21 protein-coding genes are annotated in these 20,442 nt (G+C 69.3%); 13 read left to right on the top strand and 8 right to left on the bottom strand.

The genetic code is table 11. The annotated features are described in order from the left end of the window. Positions 1 to 19: 19 nt before the first annotated feature. Positions 20 to 1,078 (bottom strand): quinolinate synthase NadA, encoded by a 1,059-nt coding sequence (gene nadA / locus K9D25_RS00395; RefSeq protein WP_244378186.1) that lies wholly within the window; start codon positions 1,076 to 1,078, stop codon positions 20 to 22. A gap of 209 nt (positions 1,079 to 1,287) precedes the next feature. Here nadA and K9D25_RS00390 point away from each other — a divergent pair, with 209 nt between their 5' ends. Both K9D25_RS00390 and K9D25_RS00385 read left to right on the top strand, forming a co-directional pair. Next, on the top strand, positions 1,288 to 1,527 hold the full coding sequence (locus K9D25_RS00390; protein WP_244378185.1) for a FitA-like ribbon-helix-helix domain-containing protein: 240 nt from the start codon (positions 1,288 to 1,290) through the stop codon (positions 1,525 to 1,527). Continuing rightward, a complete protein-coding gene (locus K9D25_RS00385) occupies positions 1,520 to 1,945 on the top strand; it encodes a type II toxin-antitoxin system VapC family toxin (RefSeq protein ID WP_279613767.1) in 426 nt (141 codons plus the stop codon). Before K9D25_RS00390 ends, K9D25_RS00385 begins: the two co-directional genes overlap by 8 nt. 42 nt (positions 1,946 to 1,987) lie before the next feature. Here the strand turns inward: K9D25_RS00385 and K9D25_RS00380 are convergent, their stop codons facing one another. The 3 genes from K9D25_RS00380 to K9D25_RS00370 all read right to left on the bottom strand — a co-directional run bounded on the left by K9D25_RS00380 (position 1,988) and on the right by K9D25_RS00370 (position 3,875). Continuing rightward, positions 1,988 to 2,245, bottom strand: a complete 258-nt coding sequence (locus K9D25_RS00380) for a hypothetical protein (RefSeq protein ID WP_244378184.1) — start codon at positions 2,243 to 2,245, stop codon at positions 1,988 to 1,990. Positions 2,246 to 2,280: 35 nt separating this feature from the next. After that, positions 2,281 to 2,769: a hypothetical protein gene (locus tag K9D25_RS00375; RefSeq protein ID WP_244378183.1), complete on the bottom strand. Its 489-nt coding sequence runs from the start codon at positions 2,767 to 2,769 to the stop codon at positions 2,281 to 2,283. A gap of 107 nt (positions 2,770 to 2,876) precedes the next feature. Then, positions 2,877 to 3,875 (bottom strand): NUDIX hydrolase, encoded by a 999-nt coding sequence (locus tag K9D25_RS00370; protein WP_244378181.1) that lies wholly within the window; start codon positions 3,873 to 3,875, stop codon positions 2,877 to 2,879. A gap of 122 nt (positions 3,876 to 3,997) precedes the next feature. Between K9D25_RS00370 and K9D25_RS00365 the strand changes: the two genes are divergently transcribed. Beyond that, positions 3,998 to 4,834 carry an aldo/keto reductase gene (locus tag K9D25_RS00365; protein ID WP_244378179.1) on the top strand — a complete coding sequence of 279 codons (837 nt, stop codon included), beginning with the start codon at positions 3,998 to 4,000 and terminating at the stop codon, positions 4,832 to 4,834. Positions 4,835 to 4,906: 72 nt separating this feature from the next. Here K9D25_RS00365 and K9D25_RS00360 read toward each other — a convergent pair whose 3' ends face one another. Further along, entirely contained in the window at positions 4,907 to 5,863 is a 957-nt protein-coding gene (locus K9D25_RS00360; RefSeq protein WP_244378178.1) for a DMT family transporter, read from the bottom strand. Positions 5,864 to 5,923: 60 nt separating this feature from the next. Between K9D25_RS00360 and K9D25_RS00355 the strand changes: the two genes are divergently transcribed. The 9 genes from K9D25_RS00355 to ade all read left to right on the top strand — a co-directional run bounded on the left by K9D25_RS00355 (position 5,924) and on the right by ade (position 14,698). Beyond that, positions 5,924 to 6,529: a TetR/AcrR family transcriptional regulator gene (locus tag K9D25_RS00355; protein ID WP_279613766.1), complete on the top strand. Its 606-nt coding sequence runs from the start codon at positions 5,924 to 5,926 to the stop codon at positions 6,527 to 6,529. A 39-nt stretch (positions 6,530 to 6,568) separates the two neighbouring features. Then, positions 6,569 to 7,267, top strand: coding sequence for an energy-coupling factor ABC transporter ATP-binding protein (locus tag K9D25_RS00350; protein WP_244378173.1), 699 nt, complete (start codon positions 6,569 to 6,571; stop codon positions 7,265 to 7,267). Then, positions 7,264 to 7,875 (top strand): energy-coupling factor transporter transmembrane component T family protein, encoded by a 612-nt coding sequence (locus K9D25_RS00345; protein ID WP_244378172.1) that lies wholly within the window; start codon positions 7,264 to 7,266, stop codon positions 7,873 to 7,875. Before K9D25_RS00350 ends, K9D25_RS00345 begins: the two co-directional genes overlap by 4 nt. Next, complete coding sequence (locus tag K9D25_RS00340; protein ID WP_244378171.1) at positions 7,872 to 8,429, top strand: biotin transporter BioY; 558 nt, start codon at positions 7,872 to 7,874, stop codon at positions 8,427 to 8,429. The genes K9D25_RS00345 and K9D25_RS00340 overlap by 4 nt, the downstream gene beginning before the upstream one ends. Before the next feature lie 4 nt (positions 8,430 to 8,433). Beyond that, entirely contained in the window at positions 8,434 to 9,831 is a 1,398-nt protein-coding gene (locus tag K9D25_RS00335; RefSeq protein ID WP_244378169.1) for an AMP-binding protein, read from the top strand. Then, positions 9,828 to 11,000: a beta-ketoacyl synthase N-terminal-like domain-containing protein gene (locus K9D25_RS00330; protein WP_244378168.1), complete on the top strand. Its 1,173-nt coding sequence runs from the start codon at positions 9,828 to 9,830 to the stop codon at positions 10,998 to 11,000. The genes K9D25_RS00335 and K9D25_RS00330 overlap by 4 nt, the downstream gene beginning before the upstream one ends. Positions 11,001 to 11,096: 96 nt before the next feature. After that, a complete protein-coding gene (locus K9D25_RS00325) occupies positions 11,097 to 11,882 on the top strand; it encodes a DeoR/GlpR family DNA-binding transcription regulator (protein WP_244378167.1) in 786 nt (261 codons plus the stop codon). A gap of 115 nt (positions 11,883 to 11,997) precedes the next feature. After that, the gene (locus K9D25_RS00320; protein ID WP_244378166.1) at positions 11,998 to 12,957 is read left to right on the top strand and encodes an aldo/keto reductase; all 960 of its coding nucleotides are present in this window, start codon (positions 11,998 to 12,000) and stop codon (positions 12,955 to 12,957) included. 4 nt (positions 12,958 to 12,961) lie between these two features. Beyond that, positions 12,962 to 14,698, top strand: coding sequence for an adenine deaminase (gene ade / locus K9D25_RS00315; RefSeq protein WP_244378165.1), 1,737 nt, complete (start codon positions 12,962 to 12,964; stop codon positions 14,696 to 14,698). A gap of 20 nt (positions 14,699 to 14,718) precedes the next feature. Here ade and K9D25_RS00310 read toward each other — a convergent pair whose 3' ends face one another. From K9D25_RS00310 to K9D25_RS00300, 3 genes are all read right to left on the bottom strand, one after another. After that, on the bottom strand, positions 14,719 to 15,639 hold the full coding sequence (locus K9D25_RS00310; protein WP_244378163.1) for a LysR substrate-binding domain-containing protein: 921 nt from the start codon (positions 15,637 to 15,639) through the stop codon (positions 14,719 to 14,721). 128 nt (positions 15,640 to 15,767) lie between these two features. Further along, positions 15,768 to 17,006 (bottom strand): NAD(P)/FAD-dependent oxidoreductase, encoded by a 1,239-nt coding sequence (locus K9D25_RS00305; protein WP_244378162.1) that lies wholly within the window; start codon positions 17,004 to 17,006, stop codon positions 15,768 to 15,770. Further along, the gene (locus K9D25_RS00300) at positions 17,003 to 17,725 is read right to left on the bottom strand and encodes a lysophospholipid acyltransferase family protein (protein WP_244378159.1); all 723 of its coding nucleotides are present in this window, start codon (positions 17,723 to 17,725) and stop codon (positions 17,003 to 17,005) included. The genes K9D25_RS00305 and K9D25_RS00300 overlap by 4 nt, the downstream gene beginning before the upstream one ends. Before the next feature lie 1,284 nt (positions 17,726 to 19,009). On the opposite strand from K9D25_RS00300, the gene K9D25_RS00295 reads away from it, so the two are divergent. Next, positions 19,010 to 20,179 carry an ABC transporter substrate-binding protein gene (locus K9D25_RS00295; RefSeq protein ID WP_244378158.1) on the top strand — a complete coding sequence of 390 codons (1,170 nt, stop codon included), beginning with the start codon at positions 19,010 to 19,012 and terminating at the stop codon, positions 20,177 to 20,179. Positions 20,180 to 20,442 lie beyond the last annotated feature (263 nt).

Raw genomic sequence — 20,442 nt, 5'->3', positions numbered from 1 at the left:
GCGAGCGAGGGGGCCGCGATCAGCGGATGGCGAGCATGCGCTCGACGGCGAGGCGGGCGCGGTCGGCAATAGCGGGGTCGATCTCGACCTGCGTCGTCATCGTCTCCAGCGCCCGGCGGATGTTCGGCAGGGTGATGCGGCGCATATGCGGGCAGAGATTGCACGGGCGCACGAATTCGATGTCGGGGTGGTTCACCGCCACATTGTCGGCCATCGAGCATTCGGTGATCAGCACCACCCGCGCCGGCTTCTCGTCGCGCACATAATCCGCCATGCCGGCGGTGGAGCCGGCATAATCGGCTTCCGCCACCACTTCCGGCGGGCATTCGGGATGCGCCAGCACCACGACGCCGGGATGGTTCTCGCGCAGGTCGCGAATATCCTGCGGGGTGAAGCGCTCATGCACTTCGCAATGGCCCTTCCAGGCGATCAGCTCCAGCTCGGGGACTTCCTTCTGCACATTCTGCGCGAGGAACTCGTCGGGGAGCATGAGGATGCGGGTGACGCCCCATTCCTTCGCCACCGCGCGCACCACCTTCACCGCATTGCCTGACGTGCAGCAATAATCGCTCTCCGCCTTCACCTCGGCCGAGGTGTTGACATAGGTGACGACGGGCACGCCGGGATAGCGTTGTTTCAGCAGGCGGATATCGGCGGCGGTGATGCTGTCGGCCAGTGAGCAGCCCGCGCCCATATCCGGCATCAGCACGGTCTTGGACGGGTTCAAGAGCTTGGCGGTCTCGGCCATGAAGTGCACGCCGGCCATGACGATCACGTCGGCATCCACCGTCACCGCCTCGCGGGCGAGGGCGAGCGAATCCCCGACAATGTCCGCCACGGTGTTAAAGATTTCCGGCGCCTGGTAATTGTGGCCGAGCACCACGGCGTTGCGCTCCCGCTTCAGGCGCTCGATCGCCTCGACCTCGCGGGCGATCAGCGGCCATTCCGCCGGGGTGACGTGCTTGGCGACGCGGGCATAGAGCTGCCCCAGCGCCGGCGTGGCGGGGGCGGGCCTCTCCTGCGCGGGCGCGAAGGATTCGGTGCGCTCGGCGGGGGCCGCGACATCGAATTCCAGCATCGTCCTCTCCATTATGCTCGTTATGAGTATATGTAGGGCCAAAGAGAACCGGGCAGCAGGGCCCGGCGGATCGTCATTATGCTAGGACTGAGTATAAGTCGCTGTCAACAGTTCGTCACAAATCGGGTCATGAGGATTTTGGATCGTGGCGGACATTAAATTGATATCAACCTTCCTCATGTGATATCAGGGCGCCTTGAGGAGAAGCCATGTCGGCCGTCACCATTCGCAACCTTCCCGACGAGGTTCACCGTGCCCTCAAGGACCGGGCGGCGCGCCATGGGCGCAGCACGGAAGCGGAGATCCGCGAAATATTGCAGGCCGCTGTGCGCCCGCCGGAGCGGGTCAAGGTCGGCTCGGCCCTCGCTGCCTTCGGTCGTCGCTTCAATGGGATCGAGTTCGAGCCCATGCGTGCGAGCGACCCGGCTGAGCCGGCCTCGTTTGAATGATCATCCTCGAATCACCAATGTCGTCTCCGAGCCGATGCGCCCGGCCGGCAGCCCTGCGGTGCTGGACTGGCTCGACCGTCAGGCCGCGTCGACGCTGTTTCTGACCGGCACCAGCCTGTCTGAACTCATGCTCGGCGCGGAAATCCTGCCCGCCGGCCGCCGGCGCGAGGAACTGCGCGCGGGCCTGGCCGAACTTCTTGATACCTTGTTCGATAGCCGCATCCTGCCGTTCGACGCGGCCGCCGCGCACGCCTTCGCCCGGCTGGTGGCGCAAGCCCGGAGCGCCGGGCGGGCGATTTCCGTGGCGGACGGCCAGATCGCCGCCATCGCCACCGCGCATGGTTTCCGCGTCGCCACCCGCGACCGCGCGCCCTTTGAGGCGGCGGGCGTGCCGGTCATCGACCCCTGGGCGGAATGACCCTCACCGCCGCCGATGCCGCCGGGCGCTGACTGCGTTACTTCACTTTTTGACTTCGGTTTTGGTCAAGTGCAGGCGAGTTATCTCGTCAGTACTCTCCCGCGCCGCCTTCACCGCCTCAAGCCATTGCTCCCAATTGGCGGGGTCGACCGGCAATCCGTCTTCCAGCGTCGACAGGCTGCCAAGCAGAGAGCCAAGTTCGTCCGGCCGGCCGGTGAGCTCCCATTCCTTCTCAAGGAACAGGAACATCGTCCGATAGGCCTCCCGGATCGTCATTTTATCGTCCAAAGAGTCGCCCATGCTTGATTTCTCTCACCGCCGCGCCTCGCCCTGGCTCAACGGCCGCGCTTGAACCATCTTGCCAAGGCGGCGATTGCCCGATCGAGAAGAGCAGGCGGGCGTTCCCCCTGGGCGGGCGCCGTTTCGAAGGCGGGCGCCATCTTTCCTTTCGCCGGCAGCCACACCACCCCGGAGGTGGTGTCGAACACGCCGAGCCCGTGCTTTTCCGCCAGCTGGAGGGCAAGGGCGAGGGCGGTGTCGGCAATCTCCCAGCTGCCGCCGAGATAGATGATGTCGCGCCCGATGCTGTAGTCGGTGAGGGTTATGTTGGAATCGTCCAGCTCATCCGCCGCCAAGGGGCCATTGATCGGCGGGTGAGTGGCAACCATGTCGAGGAAAAAGGCGCGCAGCCGGGGCGTGGTCGAATCGTAATCGTCGTAGTCGTCGGTGTCGTTCCAGTCGACCTGTTGCTCGTACCATGCCAGAAACGGACCGCGCTCCCTCGGCGCCGCTGACGGCTCGAAGATCATCAGATTATAGCCCATGACCGTTCCCCCTTCGGCCTGTCTCGCGAGGGGTAACTTTATCGTACTTCCCGCACTGCGTGCATCCGCCAAAGGGGCAACGCGGCAGGGCCGCGACGTCGTGTCCCTCACCGCCGCCCGAACCCTCCCGGCAACCTCACCCCCGGCGCCGGGCGCTCCAGCAGCACCTCGCGGCGGAAGCGCACCAGACGGGCGGGGCGCCCGCCGGTTTCCGCGGTGCTCTCGCCGGTCTCTTCCACCAGCCGCTGCTGCTCCACCAGCCGGCGGAAATTCTGCTTGTGCAGCCGCGCCCCGGACAGCGCCTCCACCGCCTGCTGCAGCTGGCCGAGCGAGAAGGCCGGCGGCATCAGCTCGAACACCACAGGCCGGTATTTGATCTTGCCGCGCAGCCTTGCGATGGCGAGCGCCAGCATGCGGCGATGGTCCTCGCGCATTTCGCGCCCGGAAGGCGCAGCGGCGACGCGGTCCGAGCCGCGCTCGCGCAGCGCTTCGCCCACCAGCCCGGCCTCATAGAGCAGCTCGTAGCGCTCCAGCACCCGCTCCTCGTTCCAGCCGGCCTCGGTGCTGCCGCTCGGCCCACCGAAGCACAGGGCGATGCGCTCGGCGCGTCGCTCGCTCAGCCGTCCCTGGGCCGCGCCCGCCGCCCAGGAGCGCAGCCCGTGCTCCAGCGTGTCGAGCACGGCGGGGCGGCCGCTGCGCCAGTCCTCCCACGGGAAATAGCGGTACCAGCTCTGCCAGGCGGCATCGGTGTCGGCGGCCGGGCGCGCCTCGCGCACGAGGGCGAGATAGGCGAGCGAGAGCGCGCGCGTGCCGTCCTCGCCGCGGTCGCGGTCGCCGAAGGTGTAGAGCTGCTCGACATAGCCGAGTTCCTGCAGCGTCTGCCGTTCCACCCAGCTGCGCAGGCCCATTTCCAGCGTGCGGTGCCCGCGCTCCAGCGGGCCGGAGGGCAGCGAATCACGCCCGTCCTCATGACGCAGCGTCAGCACCTTCGGGTCGTCGCCGGTCACCGCCACGATCACCGCCGACAGGCCGATGGCCAGCGCCGGCTCCGGCACGGGCGAGGCAGGGGCGGGCGCGCGGGGGTCGGGGGTCGGCGAGGGCGGCATCGGGTTCCGGGCGGTGAGGGTCGGCGGGCGCGTGCCCGTGCACATTAGCACGACGGCGCCCGCGCCGCTTGCGCCGAGGGCGCGGGAGTGGCACTCCGGCAGAGGATGAAACGGAGGCGCAGATGAGCGGCAAGGTGGTTCTACCCGGCGGTCACAAGGTTCCGGCGCTCGGCATCGGCACCTGGATGATGGGCGAGCGCCCCGAAGTGCGGGCGGAGGAGACCGAATCGGTACGCCTCGGCGTCGAACTCGGCCTGACGCTGGTCGACACGGCGGAAATGTATGGCGAGGGCGCCTGCGAGCGCTTTCTCGGCGAGGCGCTGGCCGGGCTGCGCGACAAGGTGTTCCTCGTCACCAAGGTCTATCCGCACAATGCCAGCCGCAACGGCGTTGTCTCCGCCTGCGAGCGCAGCCTGCGCCGGCTGAAGACCGACCATATCGACCTTTATCTGCTGCACTGGCGTGGCAGCGTGCCGCTGGCCGAGACCATCATCGGCTTCGAGCACCTCAAGAGCCAGGGCAAGATCCGTGACTGGGGCGTGTCGAACTTCGACACGGACGACATGAACGAATTGTACGAAACCCCCGGCGGCGAGGGCTGCGCCACCAATCAGGTGCTCTACAATCTCACCCGTCGCGGGCCGGAATGGGACCTGCTGCCCTGGCTGCAGGAACATGAAATCCCGCTCATGGCCTATAGCCCGATCGAGCGCGGCCGGCTGAAGAGCACCGGCGTGCTGGCCGATCTCGCCGCCAAGCACAATGCCCGGCCCTATCAGATCGCGCTGGCCTGGGCGCTGCGCATGCCGGGCAACATCGTCATCCCCAAGGCCTCGCGCGCCGCCCATATGCGCGAGAATGCCGGCGCCCGCGACATCCGGCTGGATGCGGAAGACCTCGCCGCGCTCGACGCCGCCTTCCCGCCGCCCTCACGCCGTCGGGCGCTGGAAATGCTGTAGGCGTCGGTTAGGCGCTGGCCGCGATGCCGACCTGATCCCGGCTGGGTGACAGGGGAGCGCCGGCCGTGCCGTTCACGGCGCCGGGCAGGCCAGCGTCCGCCGCCGCGCGTCGGCGAAGAGATAGACGGCGACGGCGGCCACCACCAGCCCGCCGCCCAGCAGCGCCGGCGCGCCCACCCGTTCGTCAAAGACGAGCCACACCCAGAGCGGGGAAAGCGCCACGTCGAGCAGCAGCAGCAGGCCCGTCTCGCCGGAACCTATGTGCCGCCCGCCCATCAGGGTCAGCACATTGGCGAGGCCGGAGGTGAGCGCGCCCAGCAGCGCGCAGGCCCAGAGCGAGGCGGCTGGCGGCAGGCCGGGCGTCGCCAGCGGCAAAGCTATCACCGCCGCGATAAGGGCGGAGATGAGGCTGATCAGCGTGAGGTCGAGCCCCGGATGCTTCTTGGCCTGCACCAGCAGCCCGCCCCAGCTCAGCGTCATCAGCGCCGCCACCACCATGCCGGCGGCATCGCCCGCCGACAGCGCGGCCCCGGCGGTGATCGCGATGCCGGCCGCTGCCACCAGCGCCGCCGCGCCGAACCGCCGGCTCAGCTTCTCGCGCAGCAGCCAGAGGCCGAGCAGCCCGGTGACGAAGGGCAGGGTGGCATAGACGGTCATGACCGTCGCCACGGAGGTCAGCTGCAGTGCGGCGATGTAGCCGACATTGCCGGCTACTGCGAGGCCGATGGCGACGAGGCCGGCGGGGGCGATCATGTCGCGCAGCGCCCGCACCCTCTCGCGCGTCACCAGCAGCCAGAACGGCGTCAGCGCCAGCGCGGCGAACACCGAGCGCCAGAGGATGATGGTCCACGCATCGAGATCGGCCATGCGCACGAACAGGCCCACGAGGCTCCACAGCAGGGTCGAGAACAGCACCACGCCGAGCCCGAGCGCGCGCCAGGAGACGAAGATGCCGGGCGAGGCCGGCTCGTGCGGCGCGGGTGCTGTTGCGGCGGGTGCGGGCACGCTAGGCTTCGGCACGATGGACATGGGCGCCTCTGTGTGTTCCGATCCGCCGCAGGATACGCAACAGTAGACCGGTCGTCTAGTATGATGGAAAAGCCATCCACGCGCGACAGGATCGTCGTCGCAGGTCGAAGGGCCATGTTGGAACAGGGCTATGAAGGCACGGGCATCGGGCCGCTTCTGGCGTCGGTGGCGGTGCCCAAGGGCTCCTTCTACCATTTCTTCGCCAGCAAGGAGGATTTTGCCGCCGCGGTGCTCAAGGCCTATGCCGAGCAGTACCGCCAGCAGCGGCTGGAACTCTTTACCGATGCCAGCCTCAGCCCGCTGGCGCGGATCGAGCGCCATCTCGTGCAGGTGGAGCATGATTCGGCAGCGGAAGCGGCAGTGCCCGGCTGCCTTTACGGCGTTCTCGCCCAAGCCGCGCCCGGCCTTGGCGAGGAACTGCGCGCGCAGCTGCACGGCGCCTTCGCCACCTGGGAACAGGACCTCGCCGCCCTGATCGCGCAGGCCCAGCAGGAAGGCGAAGTGGAGGGCGGGCTCGATCCGGCCGAGACGGCGGCGCATCTCATCGACCTCTATGAAGGGGCGGTGATCCGCGCCCGCGCGGGCGACGGGCCGGCCGCCTTCGCCCGCTTCCGCAAATTCGCGCGCGCCACGCTGCAGCGCGGGGCCGGCGCGTCCCGCGATTGAGCGAAGATGCCGCCTTCCCCATCACCGCCGGATGTCCCCGTGCCGCACGCCCCGCTGATCCAGTTCGAAAACGTCACCCTCACCCGTGGCGGGCGGGTGGTGCTGAGCGATGTGTCGCTCGCTATCGCCGAGCGCCGCGTCGGGCTGATCGGCACCAATGGCTCGGGCAAAAGCTCGCTGGTGCGGCTGCTCAATGGCCTGCTGGCCGCCGATACGGGCCGCATCCGCGTTCACGGGCTCGACGCGGCAACGCAGGCGGGCGAACTGCCGCGCAAGGTCGGCTTCATCTTCCAGAACCCGGACCACCAGATCATCTTCCCCACCGTGGCCGAGGAAATCGCCTTCAGCCTCGAACAGGCGGGAATGCCGCGCCGGGAGGCGGCGAAGGAAGCCGTGCCCGCGCTCGCCCGTTTCCAGCGCGCCCACTGGGCCGAGCGGCCGGTGCATGCGCTCTCGGAAGGGGAGAAGCAGTTCCTGTGCATCCTCGCCGTGCTGGTGATGAAACCGGCGCTGCTGGTGTTCGACGAACCGTTCTCCAGCCTCGATCTGCCCACCCGCCGGCGGCTGGAAGCGCTCATCGCCGGGCTCGACCAGCAGGTGATCCTCGTCGCCCATGAGCTTGACGCCTTCGAAGGCTACGACCGGGTCATCTGGCTGCATGAGGGCCGGGTGCGCGGCGATGGTGCGCCGGACGCGGTGATCGCCGCCTACCGCGCCTTCGCCGAGGCGCTGGCATGATCTCGCTCTATCTGCCGGAGCGCACCTGGCTGCATGGCGTTCCCGCCGGCGGCAAGCTGCTCGCTCTGGCGCTGATCAGCCTCGTGGCCGCGCCGCTGGACAGCCTGCCCGTCATGGCCGCTCTGCTCGTCGCCGTGCTGGCGCTCTATGCCTCGCTCGGCAAGGTGGCGCTCAAGCAGATCGCCCTGCTGCGCCCGCTGTGGCCGCTGTTCCTCATCCTGCTGGCTTTTCATTGGTGGAATGGCGACCTCCTCGCCGGCCTCGTCGTGCTCGCGCGCATCCTCGCCATGGTGCTGCTCGCCAATGCGGTGACCATGACCACGCGCATGGACGCGATGATGGACGCGGTGGAGCCGCTCCTCGCCCCGCTGCGGCTGTTCGGCGGCTCGCCGCGCGCGGTGGCGCTGGCGGTGGCGATGATGATCCGCTTCGTGCCGCTGCTCTTCGCCCTGTGGGAGGCGCTGAACGAGTCCTGGCGCGCCCGCACCGGCAAGCGCGGCGGCTGGCGCCTGCTCGCGCCTTTCTGTATCCAGACACTCAGACTGTCCCATCACACCGCCGAGGCGCTGGCCGCGCGCGGTGGCGCACCCCGCGGAGACCGCCGATGAAAGACCGCAGCCTCGTCCAGATCGCGCTCTACGCCGCCATCTTCGCGGTGCTCGGCCTGCTGCCGCGCTTCGATCTGCCCTTCGCCGCCGGCGTGCCGATCACCGCGCAGAGCATGGGGGCGATGCTGGCCGGCGTGATGCTCGGCGCCTGGCGCGGGGCGCTGGCCATGGTGCTGCTGCTGTTCGTGGTCGCGCTCGGCGCGCCGCTGCTGGCCGGCGGGCGCGGGGGCCTGGGCGTGTTCTTCACCCCCTCCGTCGGCTTCATCTTCGGCTGGATCGCGGTGGCCTTCGTTGCCGGCTGGATCATGCAGGCGCTGCGCAAGGCGCCGGTCTTCCCCGCCGCGCTGATCGCCGCCGTCACGGGCGGCATCGTGGTCATGTACGCCTTCGGCATTGCCGGCATGGCGCTGGTCGGCGGGCTGTCGGTGCTGGACGCGGCCAAGGCCTGCCTCATCTTCATTCCCGGCGACGCCATCAAGGCGGTGCTGGTGGCGCTGATCGCCCAGACGGTGGCGCGCGGCCTGCCGGAAGCGCTGCTCTCGCGCAACGCCTGAGGCGATGGCGCTTACCATCGGCGCCGGCCTGCCCGCCCTCGCGGCGGCGGAATCCACGCGGCCGGCGCTGGTCTGCGACGACACGGTGCTGACGCGGGAAATGCTCACCGCCCGCATCGCCGCGCGGGCGGCGCTACTGGCCCAGCGCACCGCGCCGGGCGCGGCCATCGCCCTCGCCATGGGCAACGGGCCAGCGCTGGTGGACGCCTTCTTCGCCTGCGCCATCAGCGGCCGGCAGGCGCTGGTGTACGATCCCGCCTGGCCCGCGCCCTACCGCGCCGCCATCGACGCCGCGCTGGCCCCGGCACTGACGCTGGAGACAGAGGCCCCGCAGGGGGCTCCGGTTCCGTTCCCCCCGCCGCCCGCGCCGGACGCGCCGTTCTATGTCGGCTTCACCTCCGGCTCCACCGGAAGTCCCAAGGGCTACCGGCGCAGCCACCGCTCCTGGATCGACAGTTTCAAGGTGAGCGCGGCGGCGTTCGGCCTCGGCGAACAGGATGTGGTACTCGCGCCCGGGGGGCTGGCGGCGTCGCTGCATCTCTATGGCGTCGTCCACGCGCTGCACAGCGGCGCAACCGCGGTGATGATGTGCCAGTTCCACCCCCGCCGCGCCCTGCGCCTCATCGCCCGCCACGGTGTCACCGCGCTCTACGCCACGCCGACGCAGCTGCAGATGCTGATCGAGGCGGGAAGCGGCGAGAGCTTCCCGACGGTTCGCCTCCTCCTGATTTCCGGCGCGAAATGGCGGGCGGAAACGCGGGCGGCCACATTGGCGCTGTTCCCTCGGGCCGGCATCGCCGAATTCTACGGCGCCTCGGAAACCAGCTTCATCACCCTCTGCCACCCCAATGACGCCGTGCCCGCCGGCTCCGTCGGCCGCGCGGCGCCCGGCGTCACCCTGCGCATCCGCGACGCGGCCGGTCGCGACCTGAAGGCCGGGGCGGCGGGGGCGATCTGGGTCAAGAGCACGATGCTGTTCGACGCCTATGCCTGCGGCGAGGCGCCGGAAACCCGTCGCGCCGGCGGTTTCCTCACCATCGGCGACCATGGGCGGCTGGACGAGGCCGGCTTTCTCTATCTGCATGGGCGCGAGAAGCGCATGCTCGTCACGTCAGGGCTCAACGTCTATCCCGAGGAGGTGGAGAGCGTGCTGGCGAGCCTGCCCGGCCTCGCGGAGGCCGCCGTGTTCGGGCTGCCCGACGATTTGCGCGGCGTGGAACTTGTGGCGGTGCTGCGCGGCACGTTTGACGCGCCCGCCCTGCGCGCCGCCTGCCGGGCGCTGCTGCCGGCGGCGAAGATCCCGCGCCGCTTCCTCCGCCTTGACGACTGGCCGCGTACCTCGGGCGGCAAGGCGGATCTCAGGGCGCTGGAAGCGGTCGCGCGCGAAAGGCTCGCGCGATGAACCGTGCGTTTGTCATCGCCGCCCGCCGCACGGCGGTGGCCCCGCGCGGCGGCGCCTTCCGCGCGGTGGAGGCGCACGACCTCGCCGCCCCGGTGCTGCGCGCCTGCCTTGATGAGATGTGCGTGGCACCGGACGATCTCGATTACGTCATTCTCGGTAATGCGCTGTCCGGCGGCGGCAATGTCGCCCGGCTCGCCGGGCTCGCCGCCGGCTTTTCCGAATATGTGCCGGCGCTGACCGTCGATACGCAATGCTGTTCCGGGCTCGACGCCATCCAGCTGGCGGCGCGGATGGTGGAATCGGGCGCGGCGGAGCTGGTGCTCGCCGGCGGGGTGGAGAGCTTCAGCCGCTCCCCCCTGCGCGCCGTGCGGCCGAAGGCCAAGGGTGAGCCGCCGCAGTTCTATGACCGCCCGCCCTTCACCCCATGGCCGGGCCGTGACCCCGACATGATCGCGGTGCTGGCCCGGGCGGCGAAGGGCTACAGCCGCGAGCGGCAGGCGGAATTCGCCATGGCCAGCCACGCCAAGGCGCTGGCGGCGCGCGCGCGGCTGGAAGCCGAGATCGTGCCGGTGGCGGGCCTCGCCTTTGACAGCTTCACCCGCGCGCTGACCCCGGCGCTGTGTGCCCGCGCGCCGGTGCTCTACCGCGACGGCGCGAGCGAACTCGACGCCGCCGGCGTCGCGGTGGAGGCGGATGCGGCCGCCGTCGTGCTGGTCGGTTCGCAGGGCTGGGCGGACCGACGCCGGCAGGGCGGCCGTCCGGTGGCCGAAGTGTTCTTCGCCCAATCCTTCGGGGCGGCCGCGGACGACCCGCCGGGGGCGCTGAACTACGCCCTGGCGCAAAGCTCACGCGAAACCGGCGTCATGGATTTCGATCGTCTCGACCTTTACGGGCACATAATGGACTGGGCGCAGATTCCGGTCGTCGAGCTGATGGAAGCTTCCGCCGGGCAGGCACTGACGAATTGCTGGTGGAACGGCCTCGATCCCGCCGCCCTCAATCGCGGCGGCGGGGCGTTGGCGCGCGGCCATCCCATCGGCGCGTCCGGTGCCATCCTCGCCGTGCGCCAGTTCCATGAACTCGCCCGCGAGGCGCCGGGCGCGCTTGGCCTTTCCGCCATCGCGGCGGCAGGCGGGCTCGCCAGCGTGCTCATGTTGCAGCGCCTCTAAACAGGCGTTTGCGGCGCCGGGCCTCCTTGTGCAGGATGCGGTTCGAATCGTCCGCAGAAGACGGTCGTCCATTTCGGGAGAAAGGCCGTTGGCCGCATGAACGCGATCTCCTCACGCCAGCAGGACATTCTCGGCCTCGCGCGCGCCCAGGGGCGGGTGAGCGTGGAAGACCTCGCCGGCCGTTTCGATGTCTCGCCCCAGACCATCCGCAAGGATCTCAACGATCTGTGCGTGCGGCGGCTGATGTCGCGCGTGCATGGCGGTGCCGTGGTCGCCTCGGGGGTGGAGAACCTCGCCTATGAGGCCCGCCGCGCCATGGCGCAGGGCGCCAAGCGCGCCATCGCCGAGGCCGCCGCCAGCATGGTGCCGAACCGCGCCTCGCTGTTCATCAATATCGGCACCACGACGGAAGAGGTCGCCCGCGCCCTGTCCGACCATGAGGACCTGCTGGTCATCACCAACAACCTCAACGTGGCGACGCTGCTCTACCGCCATCCCCGCATCGAGCTGATCATGGCCGGCGGCCCGGTGCGGCAGGCCGACGGAGCGGTGATTGGTTCGGCGGCGGTGGATTTCGTCCGCCAGTTCCGCGTCGACTACGCCGTGATCGGCGCCTCGGCGATCGAGGAAGACGGCACGCTGCTCGATTTCGACTATCGCGAGGTTCAGGTCGCCCGCGCCATCATCGACAATGCCCGCCAGATCATTCTGGTGGCCGACCGCTCCAAGCTGGAGCGCACCGCGCCTGTGCGCATCGGCTCGATGTCGGAGGTCGACACCTTCGTCACCGACACGGTATCGTCGCCCGAACTGCGCAATGTGTGCCAGCGCGAGCAGGTGGAACTGATCGAGGTCGGTTCGCTTGACGAGGACGGGTTCTAGAGCACGCGCCGATCGGCTTGCATCGCAAGCTGATCGTGGGGCGGCGTGCGCCGGGGTCGGCGAGCCCTGAGCCGTGCGCGGCGCCCCATACCCCCAACCGCCGGAGGAGACACGAATGGAACTGCGCCGCCTCGGACGCTCGGATATTCTGGTGCCGCCGCTGTGCATCGGCGGCAATGTCTTCGGCTGGACCGCCGACGAGCCCACCTCCTTCCGCCTGCTCGACGCGCTGTTCGATGCCGGCCTGTGCTTCATCGACACCGCCGATGTCTATTCCCGCTGGGCCGAGGGCCATCAGGGCGGCGAATCCGAGACCATCATCGGCAAATGGATGAAGACGCGCGGCAATCGCGACCGGCTCGTCATCGCCACCAAGGTCGGCAGCGACATGGGGCAGGGCAAGGTCTGCCTGCAGGCGGACTATATCCGCCGCGCCGTCGACGCCTCGCTGGCGCGCCTGCAGACCGACTATATCGACCTCTACCAATCGCATTGGGACGACCCGGACACCCCGTTCGAAGAGGTGCTCGGCGCCTATGACGAGCTGATCCGCGCCGGCAAGGTCCGGCTCATCGGCGCCTCCAACCTCACGGCGCCGCGTCTGTTCGAGGCGCTGGCGGTGGCGACGCGCGAGAAGCTGCCGCGCTATGAGACGCTGCAGCCGGAATATAATCTGTGCGAGCGCGCCGGCTATGAGGCCGATGTCGAAGCGGTCTGCGCCGCCAACGGCCTCGGCGTCATTCCCTATTTCTCGCTCGCCGCCGGCTTCCTCACCGGCAAGTACCGCAGCGCCGCCGATGCGGGAAAGAGCGTGCGCGGGGGCGAGCTGGTGGCGAAATATCTCAACCCGCGCGGGGAGGGCATCCTCGCCGCGCTGGACGAGGTGGCCGCCGCCCATGGCGCCACGCCGACGCAGGTGGCGCTCGCCTGGGTGATGGCGCGGCCCAGCATCACCGCCCCCATCGCCAGCGCCTCGCGGGTGGAACAGCTCGGCGACCTCATCGCCAGCGTCGATCTCGCCCTCACCGGCGCAGACATGGCCCGGCTCGACAAGGCCAGCGCCTGGAAGGAGTGACCCCATGACCGCTCGCAGCCCGGCCGAGATCGCCCGTTTCATCGAGGCCGGGCGCGGCACCGCGCCGGCCGATCTGGTGATCAAGGGCGTCGAGCTTCTGGACGTGATATCCGGCGCGCTCACCCGCACCGACATCGCCATGGTGGGGGACCGCATCGTCGGCACCTATGGCGAATACAGCGGCGCGCAGGAGATCGACGGCGCCGGCCTGTTCGCCGTTCCCGGCTTCATCGACACGCATCTGCATGTCGAATCCTCGCTGGTCACCCCGCTGGAATTCGACCGCTGCGTGCTGCCGCACGGCGTCACCACGGCGATCTGCGACCCGCATGAGATCGCCAATGTGCTGGGCGCCGAGGGCATCGCCTATTTCCAGCGCTGCGCCGAGGCGATGATCATGGACCTGCGGGTCCAGCTCTCCTCCTGCGTGCCCGCCACCTCCTTCGAGACCGCCGGTGCCGAGCTGGCCGCGCCCGACCTCGCGCTGCTGCGCGGCCACGGCTCCGGCATCGGGCTGGCTGAATTCATGAACTTTCCCGGCGTGCTGTTCGCCGATGAGGGCTGCCTCGCCAAGCTGTCGCTGTTCTCCGACGGGCACATCGATGGCCACGCGCCCCTCCTGCGCGGGCGCGACCTCAACGGCTACATCGCCGCCGGCATCCGCACCGAGCATGAGGCGACCGGGCTGGAGGAAGCGCGCGAGAAGCTGATGAAGGGCATGTCGGTCCTCATCCGCGAGGGCTCGGTCTCCAAGGACCTGCACGCGCTGATCCCGCTCATTTCGGCCGACACTTCCGCATTTCTGGCGTTCTGCACCGATGACCGCAACCCGCTCGACATCGCCGAGGAAGGCCATCTCGACTACATGATCCGCGAGGCCATCGGCCACGGCGCGCCGCTGCACCATGTCTACCGGGTGGCGAGCTGGTCGGCGGCCAACGCCTTCGGCCTCACCGATCGCGGCCTCATCGCGCCGGGACGGCGCGCCGACATCGTGCTGGTGGATGATCTGGAAGCCTGTTCGGTGCGCCAGGTCATATCCGCCGGGCGGCCGGTGACGCCGGAGCTGTTCGCCGCGCGCGGGCATGTCGCCCCGGTCGGCATGGATTCCGTGAAGGCGCGGAAGGTCGCGGCGGCGGATTTCCGCATCCCGGCCACGGAACATGCCACCCGCGTCATCGGTGTGGTGCCGGGCCGCATCATCACCGAGGATGTGCGGCTCGATTTGCCGGTCGTCGATGGCGAGAAGCGGGCCGACCTTGAAAAGGACGCGGTGAAGGTCTGCGTGGTCGAGCGGCACGGGCGCAACGGCAATATCGGCCGCGGCTTTGTCCATGGTTTCGGCATGAAGCGCGGCGCCATCGCCTCCTCGGTCGGGCATGACAGCCACAACATCACCGTGGTCGGCGTCGACGAGGCCGACATGGCGCTGGCGGTGAACCGGCTGATCGAACTGCGCGGCGGCTTCGCGGTAGCCGATGGCGGGGAGGTAACGGCCGAACTCGCCTTGCCCGTCGCCGGGCTGATGGCGGACACCTCGTTCGAGGAGGTGCATGACGCGCTCATCCCGCTACGCGCGGCGGCGAAGGCGCTTGGCGTCACGCTGGCCGAGCCGTTTTTGCAGGTGGCGTTCCTGCCGCTGCCGGTGATTCCGCATCTGAAGATCACGGATGTCGGCCTGTTCGACGTCAACGCCTTCGCCCTGCTGGAGCCCGCCCCCGCTCCCGCCGGGAATGGGTAAGCGTGGCACCACCGCGCGCGTCACATACGGGCGTGCGGGGTGGAGCGGGTGCGGGTGGCAGCGATGGCGACGAAGCCGGCGGCGGCGGGGGAGAGCGGCGAGCCGCGACGCCAGGCGGTGGCCACCTCCACCGCCGGCACCGTGTCGATCAGTGTGCGCGCCTCGATCTTGTCGCCTTCCAGCGACCAGGGGCGGTAGGTGAGGTCCGGCAGCACCGCCACGCCGGCGCCGGTCGCCACCAGCGAGCGCACCGCCTCCACCGAGCGGGTGCGGAACGCCACCGGCGGGCGGATGCCGAGCCGGCGCCAGACGATCTCCGAGGCCTCGGCGATTTCGTCAATAGCGAGAAGCACATGCGGCTCCTCGCTGAAGGCGCGCAGGCTCACCCGCTCCTCCACCAGCGCGGGGTGGCCAAGCGGCATCCACACGCGATAGGGCGAGACTTCCACGGTTTCCGTCTGCAGCGCCGCCGAATGCCGGCCGGGCGGCAGCACCATGACTGCGACATCGAGCTCGCCGCCCACCAGCAGATGTTCGAGATAATCTCCAGCATCTTCAACGGCTTCGACGGCGACACCGGGGAAGGCGCGGCGGAAGCGGGCGATGAGGTCGGAATAGATGTAGCCGGCGACCAGCGGTGTCACCCCCACCGCCAGCCGGCCGGTGAGCGCCGCCGTTTCCGGCCCGGCCAGTGCCCGCCGCGCATCGGCAACATCGCCAAGTATCTTGCGGGCATGGCGCAGGAAATGATGGCCCTTGAGGGTAAGATCAACGCCGCGCGCGTGGCGTTCCAGCAGCTTGAAGCCCAGATCAAGTTCCAGTTCGCGCAGCGATTCTGTTACCGTCGACTGCGAGATCGACAAGGCGTGCGCGGCGGAAGAGACGGAACCATTCTCTGCCACCGCCACGAAATACTGGAGCTGGCGCAGCGAAAAGGCCATCGGAACTCCGCAGGGAGGGGGACCAGACGCGAGAGTAGGCGCGCGATTTCGCCCCGCCAAGTCCCGCTTTTTCGAGTGACCGATGAGGCCGATGAGGTGGACGATGAGACCGAAGCGGCCGGCCGCGCCTATTTCGCCAGCAGGGTCTTCAAATCGAAGCCCTCATTGCCCGCCTGTTCCGGGGTGATCGCCGGTGTGCCGGCGAGCAGGCGGCGGCCGAGCATGTGATCGGCCGGGCGGTTCACGCTCTCAATGGCGGTGAGCACGCCGTCGCGGAAGCGGAACACCGAGAAGCGGCGCGAGGCGGGATCGCCCCGCAGCACCGCGCTGTCGGTGGCGGCGGCGAGGCCGACGATCTGCAGCTTGAGATCGGCCTGGTCGCTCCAGAACCACGGCACGGCGTCGAAGGGCGTCCCCTTGCCGGTGAGGCGATGGGCGAGGCTGCGCGCCTGATCGGCGGCGTTCTGCACCGATTCCAGCCGGACATTCCCGCCGGCGAAGCGGCTGGGATAGGCGACTGCGTCGCCGAGCGCGGAAATCGCGGGGTCCGTGGTGGCGAGATGCGCGTCGACGACGATGCCGTTCGCCACCTCCAGCCCGGCCTCGGCCGCGAGTTCGACATTCGGAACCACGCCGATGCCGACCAGCACGAAATCGGCGGGGTAGAGGGTGCCGTCGCCGGTTCGGACGCCGGTGACGTGGCCAGCCTCGCCCTCCAGCCCGATCACCCCGGCGCCGAGCACGAGATCGGTGCCCATGGCGGCATGGGCGCTGGCGAAGAAGGCGGACATCTCGGGCGAGACGGCGCGGGCCAGAACGCGGCTGGCGCCTTCCAGCACGGTCACCTCATGGCCCAGGGCACGGGCGACGGCGGCGAATTCCAGCCCGATGAAGCCGGCGCCGATCACCACCACGCGGCGGGCGGCGGCGAGCCGGTCCTTGAGCGCGTCGGCGTCGGCCCGCGTGCGCAGATAGAACACGCCGGCGAGATCGTGCCCCGGCACGGGCAGCGGCCGGTTGCGGGCGCCGGTGGCGAGGATGAGGTGGGCGTAGGGCAGCGCCTCGCCGCCCTCCAGCACGAGGCGCTGGCCGGGCCGGTCGATGGCGGTGGCGCGGGCGTTCACCAGTTCGATGCGATGGTCGGCATAGAAGGCGCCGGCGCGCAGCTCGATCTGCTCGATGCCGGCGTCGCCCTTCATATAGGCCTTGGAGAGCGGCGGGCGCTGATAGGGCAGGCCCGGCTCGTCGCCGACCAGAATGAGCCGGCCCTCATAGCCGGCTTCCCGCAGCGAGGCCGCGGCCTGAAAGCCACCTTGGCCTGCCCCGACAATGACGATGCCCGCCTCGCTTGTGCCCGCCGCGCTCATGAATGCCCTCGCTCCTGCGCCACCAGCCGGTCGCGCTCCTCATAGATCGCCTCGGTGAGCCGTGCCATGAACTCCTTGTCCGGCAGGCCGGGGGGGATGGGCGGCAGGTAGGAGACGGTGATGGTGCCCGGCCGGATGCTGAAGCTGCGCGCCGGCCAGTACAGGCCGGCATTGTTGACGACCGGCACGACCGGCAAATCCAGCGCCTTGTAGAGCAGCAGCACGCCGCGATGGAACTCCGCCCGCTCGTCCACGGCGCGGCGGGTGCCTTCGGGGAAGATCAGCAGATTGCGCCCGTGTTCGCTCGCCTCGCGGCCTTCGCGGAACATCTTCTTCACCGAGGAAGCGCCGCCCGCGCGGTCGATGGCGATCATCGGCGAGCGCTTGAGGAACCAGCCGAATACCGGGATGCGGTACAGCTCCTCCTTCAGCACGATGGCGACATCGGGAATGAGCACGGCGGCGGCGATGGTCTCGAAGGCGGATTGATGGTTGCCGACATAGAGCGCCGGCTCGGGCGGGCGGTTTTCTTCGCCGATGGTGCGGTAGGCGAGCCCGACGAGGCGCAGGATCGCCATCACCCCGCCCGCCCAGAAGCGGGAGAAACGGCGAGTGGCGTGCGGCCGGTCGAGCCATGCGAAATAGGGAATGGTGAGCGCCAGCAGCGCCGTCCACAGAACCAGCAGCACGAGGAAGACGGACGAACGCAGGCGGGCCATCGGCGGGGGTCTCGGCAGGGAAGGCTCGGTTGGGAGGCTCAGTGGGGGGAGGCTCGGCGGGGGTCTCGACCAGGGGCGGGCAGGTCTAGCAGATCGCACGGCCGGACGGGAGGGGGCCCGGTGGTGGAGGGGATCGCCTGAAGTCCGCAATCGACGCGGGGGGAGCCACGACCGTTATCCCGGCCGAAGCGCAGCGCAGAGCCGCGATCGGTGGCCACCCCACGCGTCTCGCGATCCCGGATCGGTCCTGCGGACCGTCCGGGATGACGGGTCCCTTGCCCGCTGGAGCGCCCCTCATCCCCGGGCTTGACCCGGGGACCCAGCCCTACCGCCCGCGCCCGGCGTCAAGGCTGGGTGGCCGGGTCAAGCCCGGCCATGAGGGGGCAGGGGGTGAGAACACGGTAGAGATGGCCGAAGACTCTTGCGCCCCACGCCCTCATTCCCGGGCGGGTGCTCCGCCGGAACGCCCTTCATCGCCGGGCGGGTGATCCGCTGGAACGTCCCTCATCCCCGGGCTTGACCCGGGGACCCAGCCCCACCGCCCGCGCCCGGCATCAAGGCTGGGTGGCCGGGTCACGCCCGGCCGTGAGGGGGCAGGGGGGGTGAGAACACGGTAGAGATGGCCGAAGACTCTTGCGCCGCGCGTGTCCTCATCCGCGGGCGGGTGCTCCGCTGGAACGCCCTTCATCTCCGGGCGGGTGATCCGCTGGAGCGCCCCTCATCCCCGGGCTTGACCCGGGGACCCAGCCCAACCGCCCGCGTCCGGCGTCAAGGCTGGGTGGCCGGGTCAAGCCCGGTCCTGAGGGCGTGGAGGTGTTGAGGGCGCCGCCACGACCGTCATCCCGGCCGAAGCGTAGCGCAGAGCCGGGATCGGTGGCCACCCCACGCGTCACGCGATCCCGGATCGGTCCTGCGGACCGTCCGGGATGACGGGTCCCTTGCCGCCCCGCTGGAACCTCCCTCATCCCCGGGCCTGACCCGGGTACCCAGCCCCACCGCCCGCGCCCGGCGTCAAGGCTGGGTGGCCGGGTCAAGCCCGGTCCTGAGGGGGTGAGTGAGGAGAGGGCGGACTGGGACTGTCCGGCGCCTGCCACGCCGCCCAGCCCGCTAACCCCCGCTGCCGTCTCATCAAATCGCCCAGCCTCACGGCAGAACCGTGCTCATCTGTTACTCATCGGTTTTTCCGATGTTACCGTTCTGATCTTTGGTGTGGCGCGGGGCGGGACGCAGCGTCACACTCACGCCAAAGGGCCGCAAGCGCCCGCGGAACAGAGGGAAACAGACATGCCGACACTCTCGCATTATCTGCGTCTGCCGGCGCTCGCCGCCAGCGCCTCTCTCGCCTTGAACCCTGTTTCTGCGGCGGAAATGACCGCCGTCGGCAAGGGCGAAGGGCAGGTCGATATCGTCGCCTGGGCCGGCTATATCGAGCGCGGCGACACCGACAAGGCCTATGACTGGGTCACCGATTTCGAGAAGAAGACCGGCTGCAAGGTCAATGTGAAGACCGCCGGCACATCCGATGAGATGGTGGCGCTGATGAATGAGGGCGGCTTCGACCTCGTCACCGCCTCCGGCGACGCCTCGCTGCGCCTCATCGCCGGCAAGAAGGTCGCCCCCATCAACACCAAGCTGATCCCGAGCTGGGGCACGGTGGACGAGCGGCTGCAGAACGCGCCCTGGCACACCGTGAATGGCGTGCATTACGGCACGCCCTACCAGTGGGGCTCCAACGTGTTGATGTACAACACGGAAGCGTTCAAGGGCGAGGCGCCCAAGAGCTGGAAGGTGGTGTTCGAGGAACAGACGCTGCCCGACGGCAAGTCGAACAAGGGCCGCGTTCAGGCCTTTGACGGGCCGATCTACATCGCCGACGCCGCGCTCTATCTGATGGCCCACAAGCCCGAACTCGGCATCAAGGACCCCTATGAGCTGACCGAGGCGCAGTACAAGGCCGCGCTCGACCTGCTGCGCGAGCAGCGCAAGATCGTGCAGCGCTACTGGCACGACGCGATGATCCAGGTCGACGACTTCACCAATGAAGGCGTCGTCGCCTCCTCCTCCTGGCCGTTCCAGGTGAACCTGCTGCAAAGCCAGAAGAAGCCGATCGCCTCCACCATTCCCAGCGAAGGCGCCACCGGCTGGGCCGACACCACCATGATGCATGCCGACGCCGCCCATCCCAACTGCGCCTATATGTGGATGGAGCATTCGCTGAGCCCGAAGGTGCAGGGCGATCTCGCTTCCTGGTTCGGCTCGGTGCCCGCCGTTCCCGCCGCCTGTAAGGGCAATGAACTGCTGGGCGCGGAAGGCTGCAAGACCAACGGCATGGACGAGTTCGAGCGCATCCATTTCTGGCGCACGCCGGTGGCCAAGTGCGCCACCCAGGCGGAAGGTTGCGTGCCCTATTACCGCTGGGTGTCGGACTACATCGCCGTGCTCGGCGGGCGGTAAGGCGCCGGCCGGTCGCGCGGTTCCTGCTCCCTCTCCCCGCCGGGGAGAGGGGTGGGGTGAGGGGCTTTCGCTCCTCACCCTGCCGCCCCATACCGACCCGCCTTGCGCGGTTGTCGATGCCCTCATCCCCGGGCGTGACCCGGGGACCCGGCTCCGCCGCCGGTTGGTCCCCGTATCCTGGGTGGCCGGGTCAAGCCCGGTCCTGAGGGCGTGCGGGGAGGAATCCAAACACAGAACGCGCGCCGCGCCCTGTTTCCAGTCTT

This window comes from Ancylobacter polymorphus (genome assembly GCF_022836935.1).
Lineage (GTDB): Bacteria > Pseudomonadota > Alphaproteobacteria > Rhizobiales > Xanthobacteraceae > Ancylobacter > Ancylobacter polymorphus_A.
The sequence above is the reverse complement of the archived record's forward strand: the minus strand, read 5'-3'. Positions and strand labels throughout refer to the sequence as shown.

Bases quoted from the DNA above. Each gene is read 5' to 3' on its own strand.
- nadA (WP_244378186.1), bottom strand. From the start codon at position 1,078: ATGCTGGAATTCGATGTCGCGGCCCCCGCCGAGCGCACCGAATCCTTC.
- K9D25_RS00390 (WP_244378185.1), top strand. From the start codon at position 1,288: ATGTCGGCCGTCACCATTCGCAACCTTCCCGACGAGGTTCACCGTGCC.
- K9D25_RS00380 (WP_244378184.1), bottom strand. From the start codon at position 2,245: ATGGGCGACTCTTTGGACGATAAAATGACGATCCGGGAGGCCTATCGG.
- K9D25_RS00375 (WP_244378183.1), bottom strand. From the start codon at position 2,769: ATGGGCTATAATCTGATGATCTTCGAGCCGTCAGCGGCGCCGAGGGAG.
- K9D25_RS00370 (WP_244378181.1), bottom strand. From the start codon at position 3,875: ATGCCGCCCTCGCCGACCCCCGACCCCCGCGCGCCCGCCCCTGCCTCG.
- K9D25_RS00365 (WP_244378179.1), top strand. From the start codon at position 3,998: ATGAGCGGCAAGGTGGTTCTACCCGGCGGTCACAAGGTTCCGGCGCTC.
- K9D25_RS00360 (WP_244378178.1), bottom strand. From the start codon at position 5,863: ATGTCCATCGTGCCGAAGCCTAGCGTGCCCGCACCCGCCGCAACAGCA.
- K9D25_RS00355 (WP_279613766.1), top strand. From the start codon at position 5,924: ATGATGGAAAAGCCATCCACGCGCGACAGGATCGTCGTCGCAGGTCGA.
- K9D25_RS00345 (WP_244378172.1), top strand. From the start codon at position 7,264: ATGATCTCGCTCTATCTGCCGGAGCGCACCTGGCTGCATGGCGTTCCC.
- K9D25_RS00340 (WP_244378171.1), top strand. From the start codon at position 7,872: ATGAAAGACCGCAGCCTCGTCCAGATCGCGCTCTACGCCGCCATCTTC.
- K9D25_RS00335 (WP_244378169.1), top strand. From the start codon at position 8,434: ATGGCGCTTACCATCGGCGCCGGCCTGCCCGCCCTCGCGGCGGCGGAA.
- K9D25_RS00330 (WP_244378168.1), top strand. From the start codon at position 9,828: ATGAACCGTGCGTTTGTCATCGCCGCCCGCCGCACGGCGGTGGCCCCG.
- K9D25_RS00325 (WP_244378167.1), top strand. From the start codon at position 11,097: ATGAACGCGATCTCCTCACGCCAGCAGGACATTCTCGGCCTCGCGCGC.
- K9D25_RS00320 (WP_244378166.1), top strand. From the start codon at position 11,998: ATGGAACTGCGCCGCCTCGGACGCTCGGATATTCTGGTGCCGCCGCTG.
- ade (WP_244378165.1), top strand. From the start codon at position 12,962: ATGACCGCTCGCAGCCCGGCCGAGATCGCCCGTTTCATCGAGGCCGGG.
- K9D25_RS00310 (WP_244378163.1), bottom strand. From the start codon at position 15,639: ATGGCCTTTTCGCTGCGCCAGCTCCAGTATTTCGTGGCGGTGGCAGAG.
- K9D25_RS00305 (WP_244378162.1), bottom strand. From the start codon at position 17,006: ATGAGCGCGGCGGGCACAAGCGAGGCGGGCATCGTCATTGTCGGGGCA.
- K9D25_RS00300 (WP_244378159.1), bottom strand. From the start codon at position 17,725: ATGGCCCGCCTGCGTTCGTCCGTCTTCCTCGTGCTGCTGGTTCTGTGG.
- K9D25_RS00295 (WP_244378158.1), top strand. From the start codon at position 19,010: ATGCCGACACTCTCGCATTATCTGCGTCTGCCGGCGCTCGCCGCCAGC.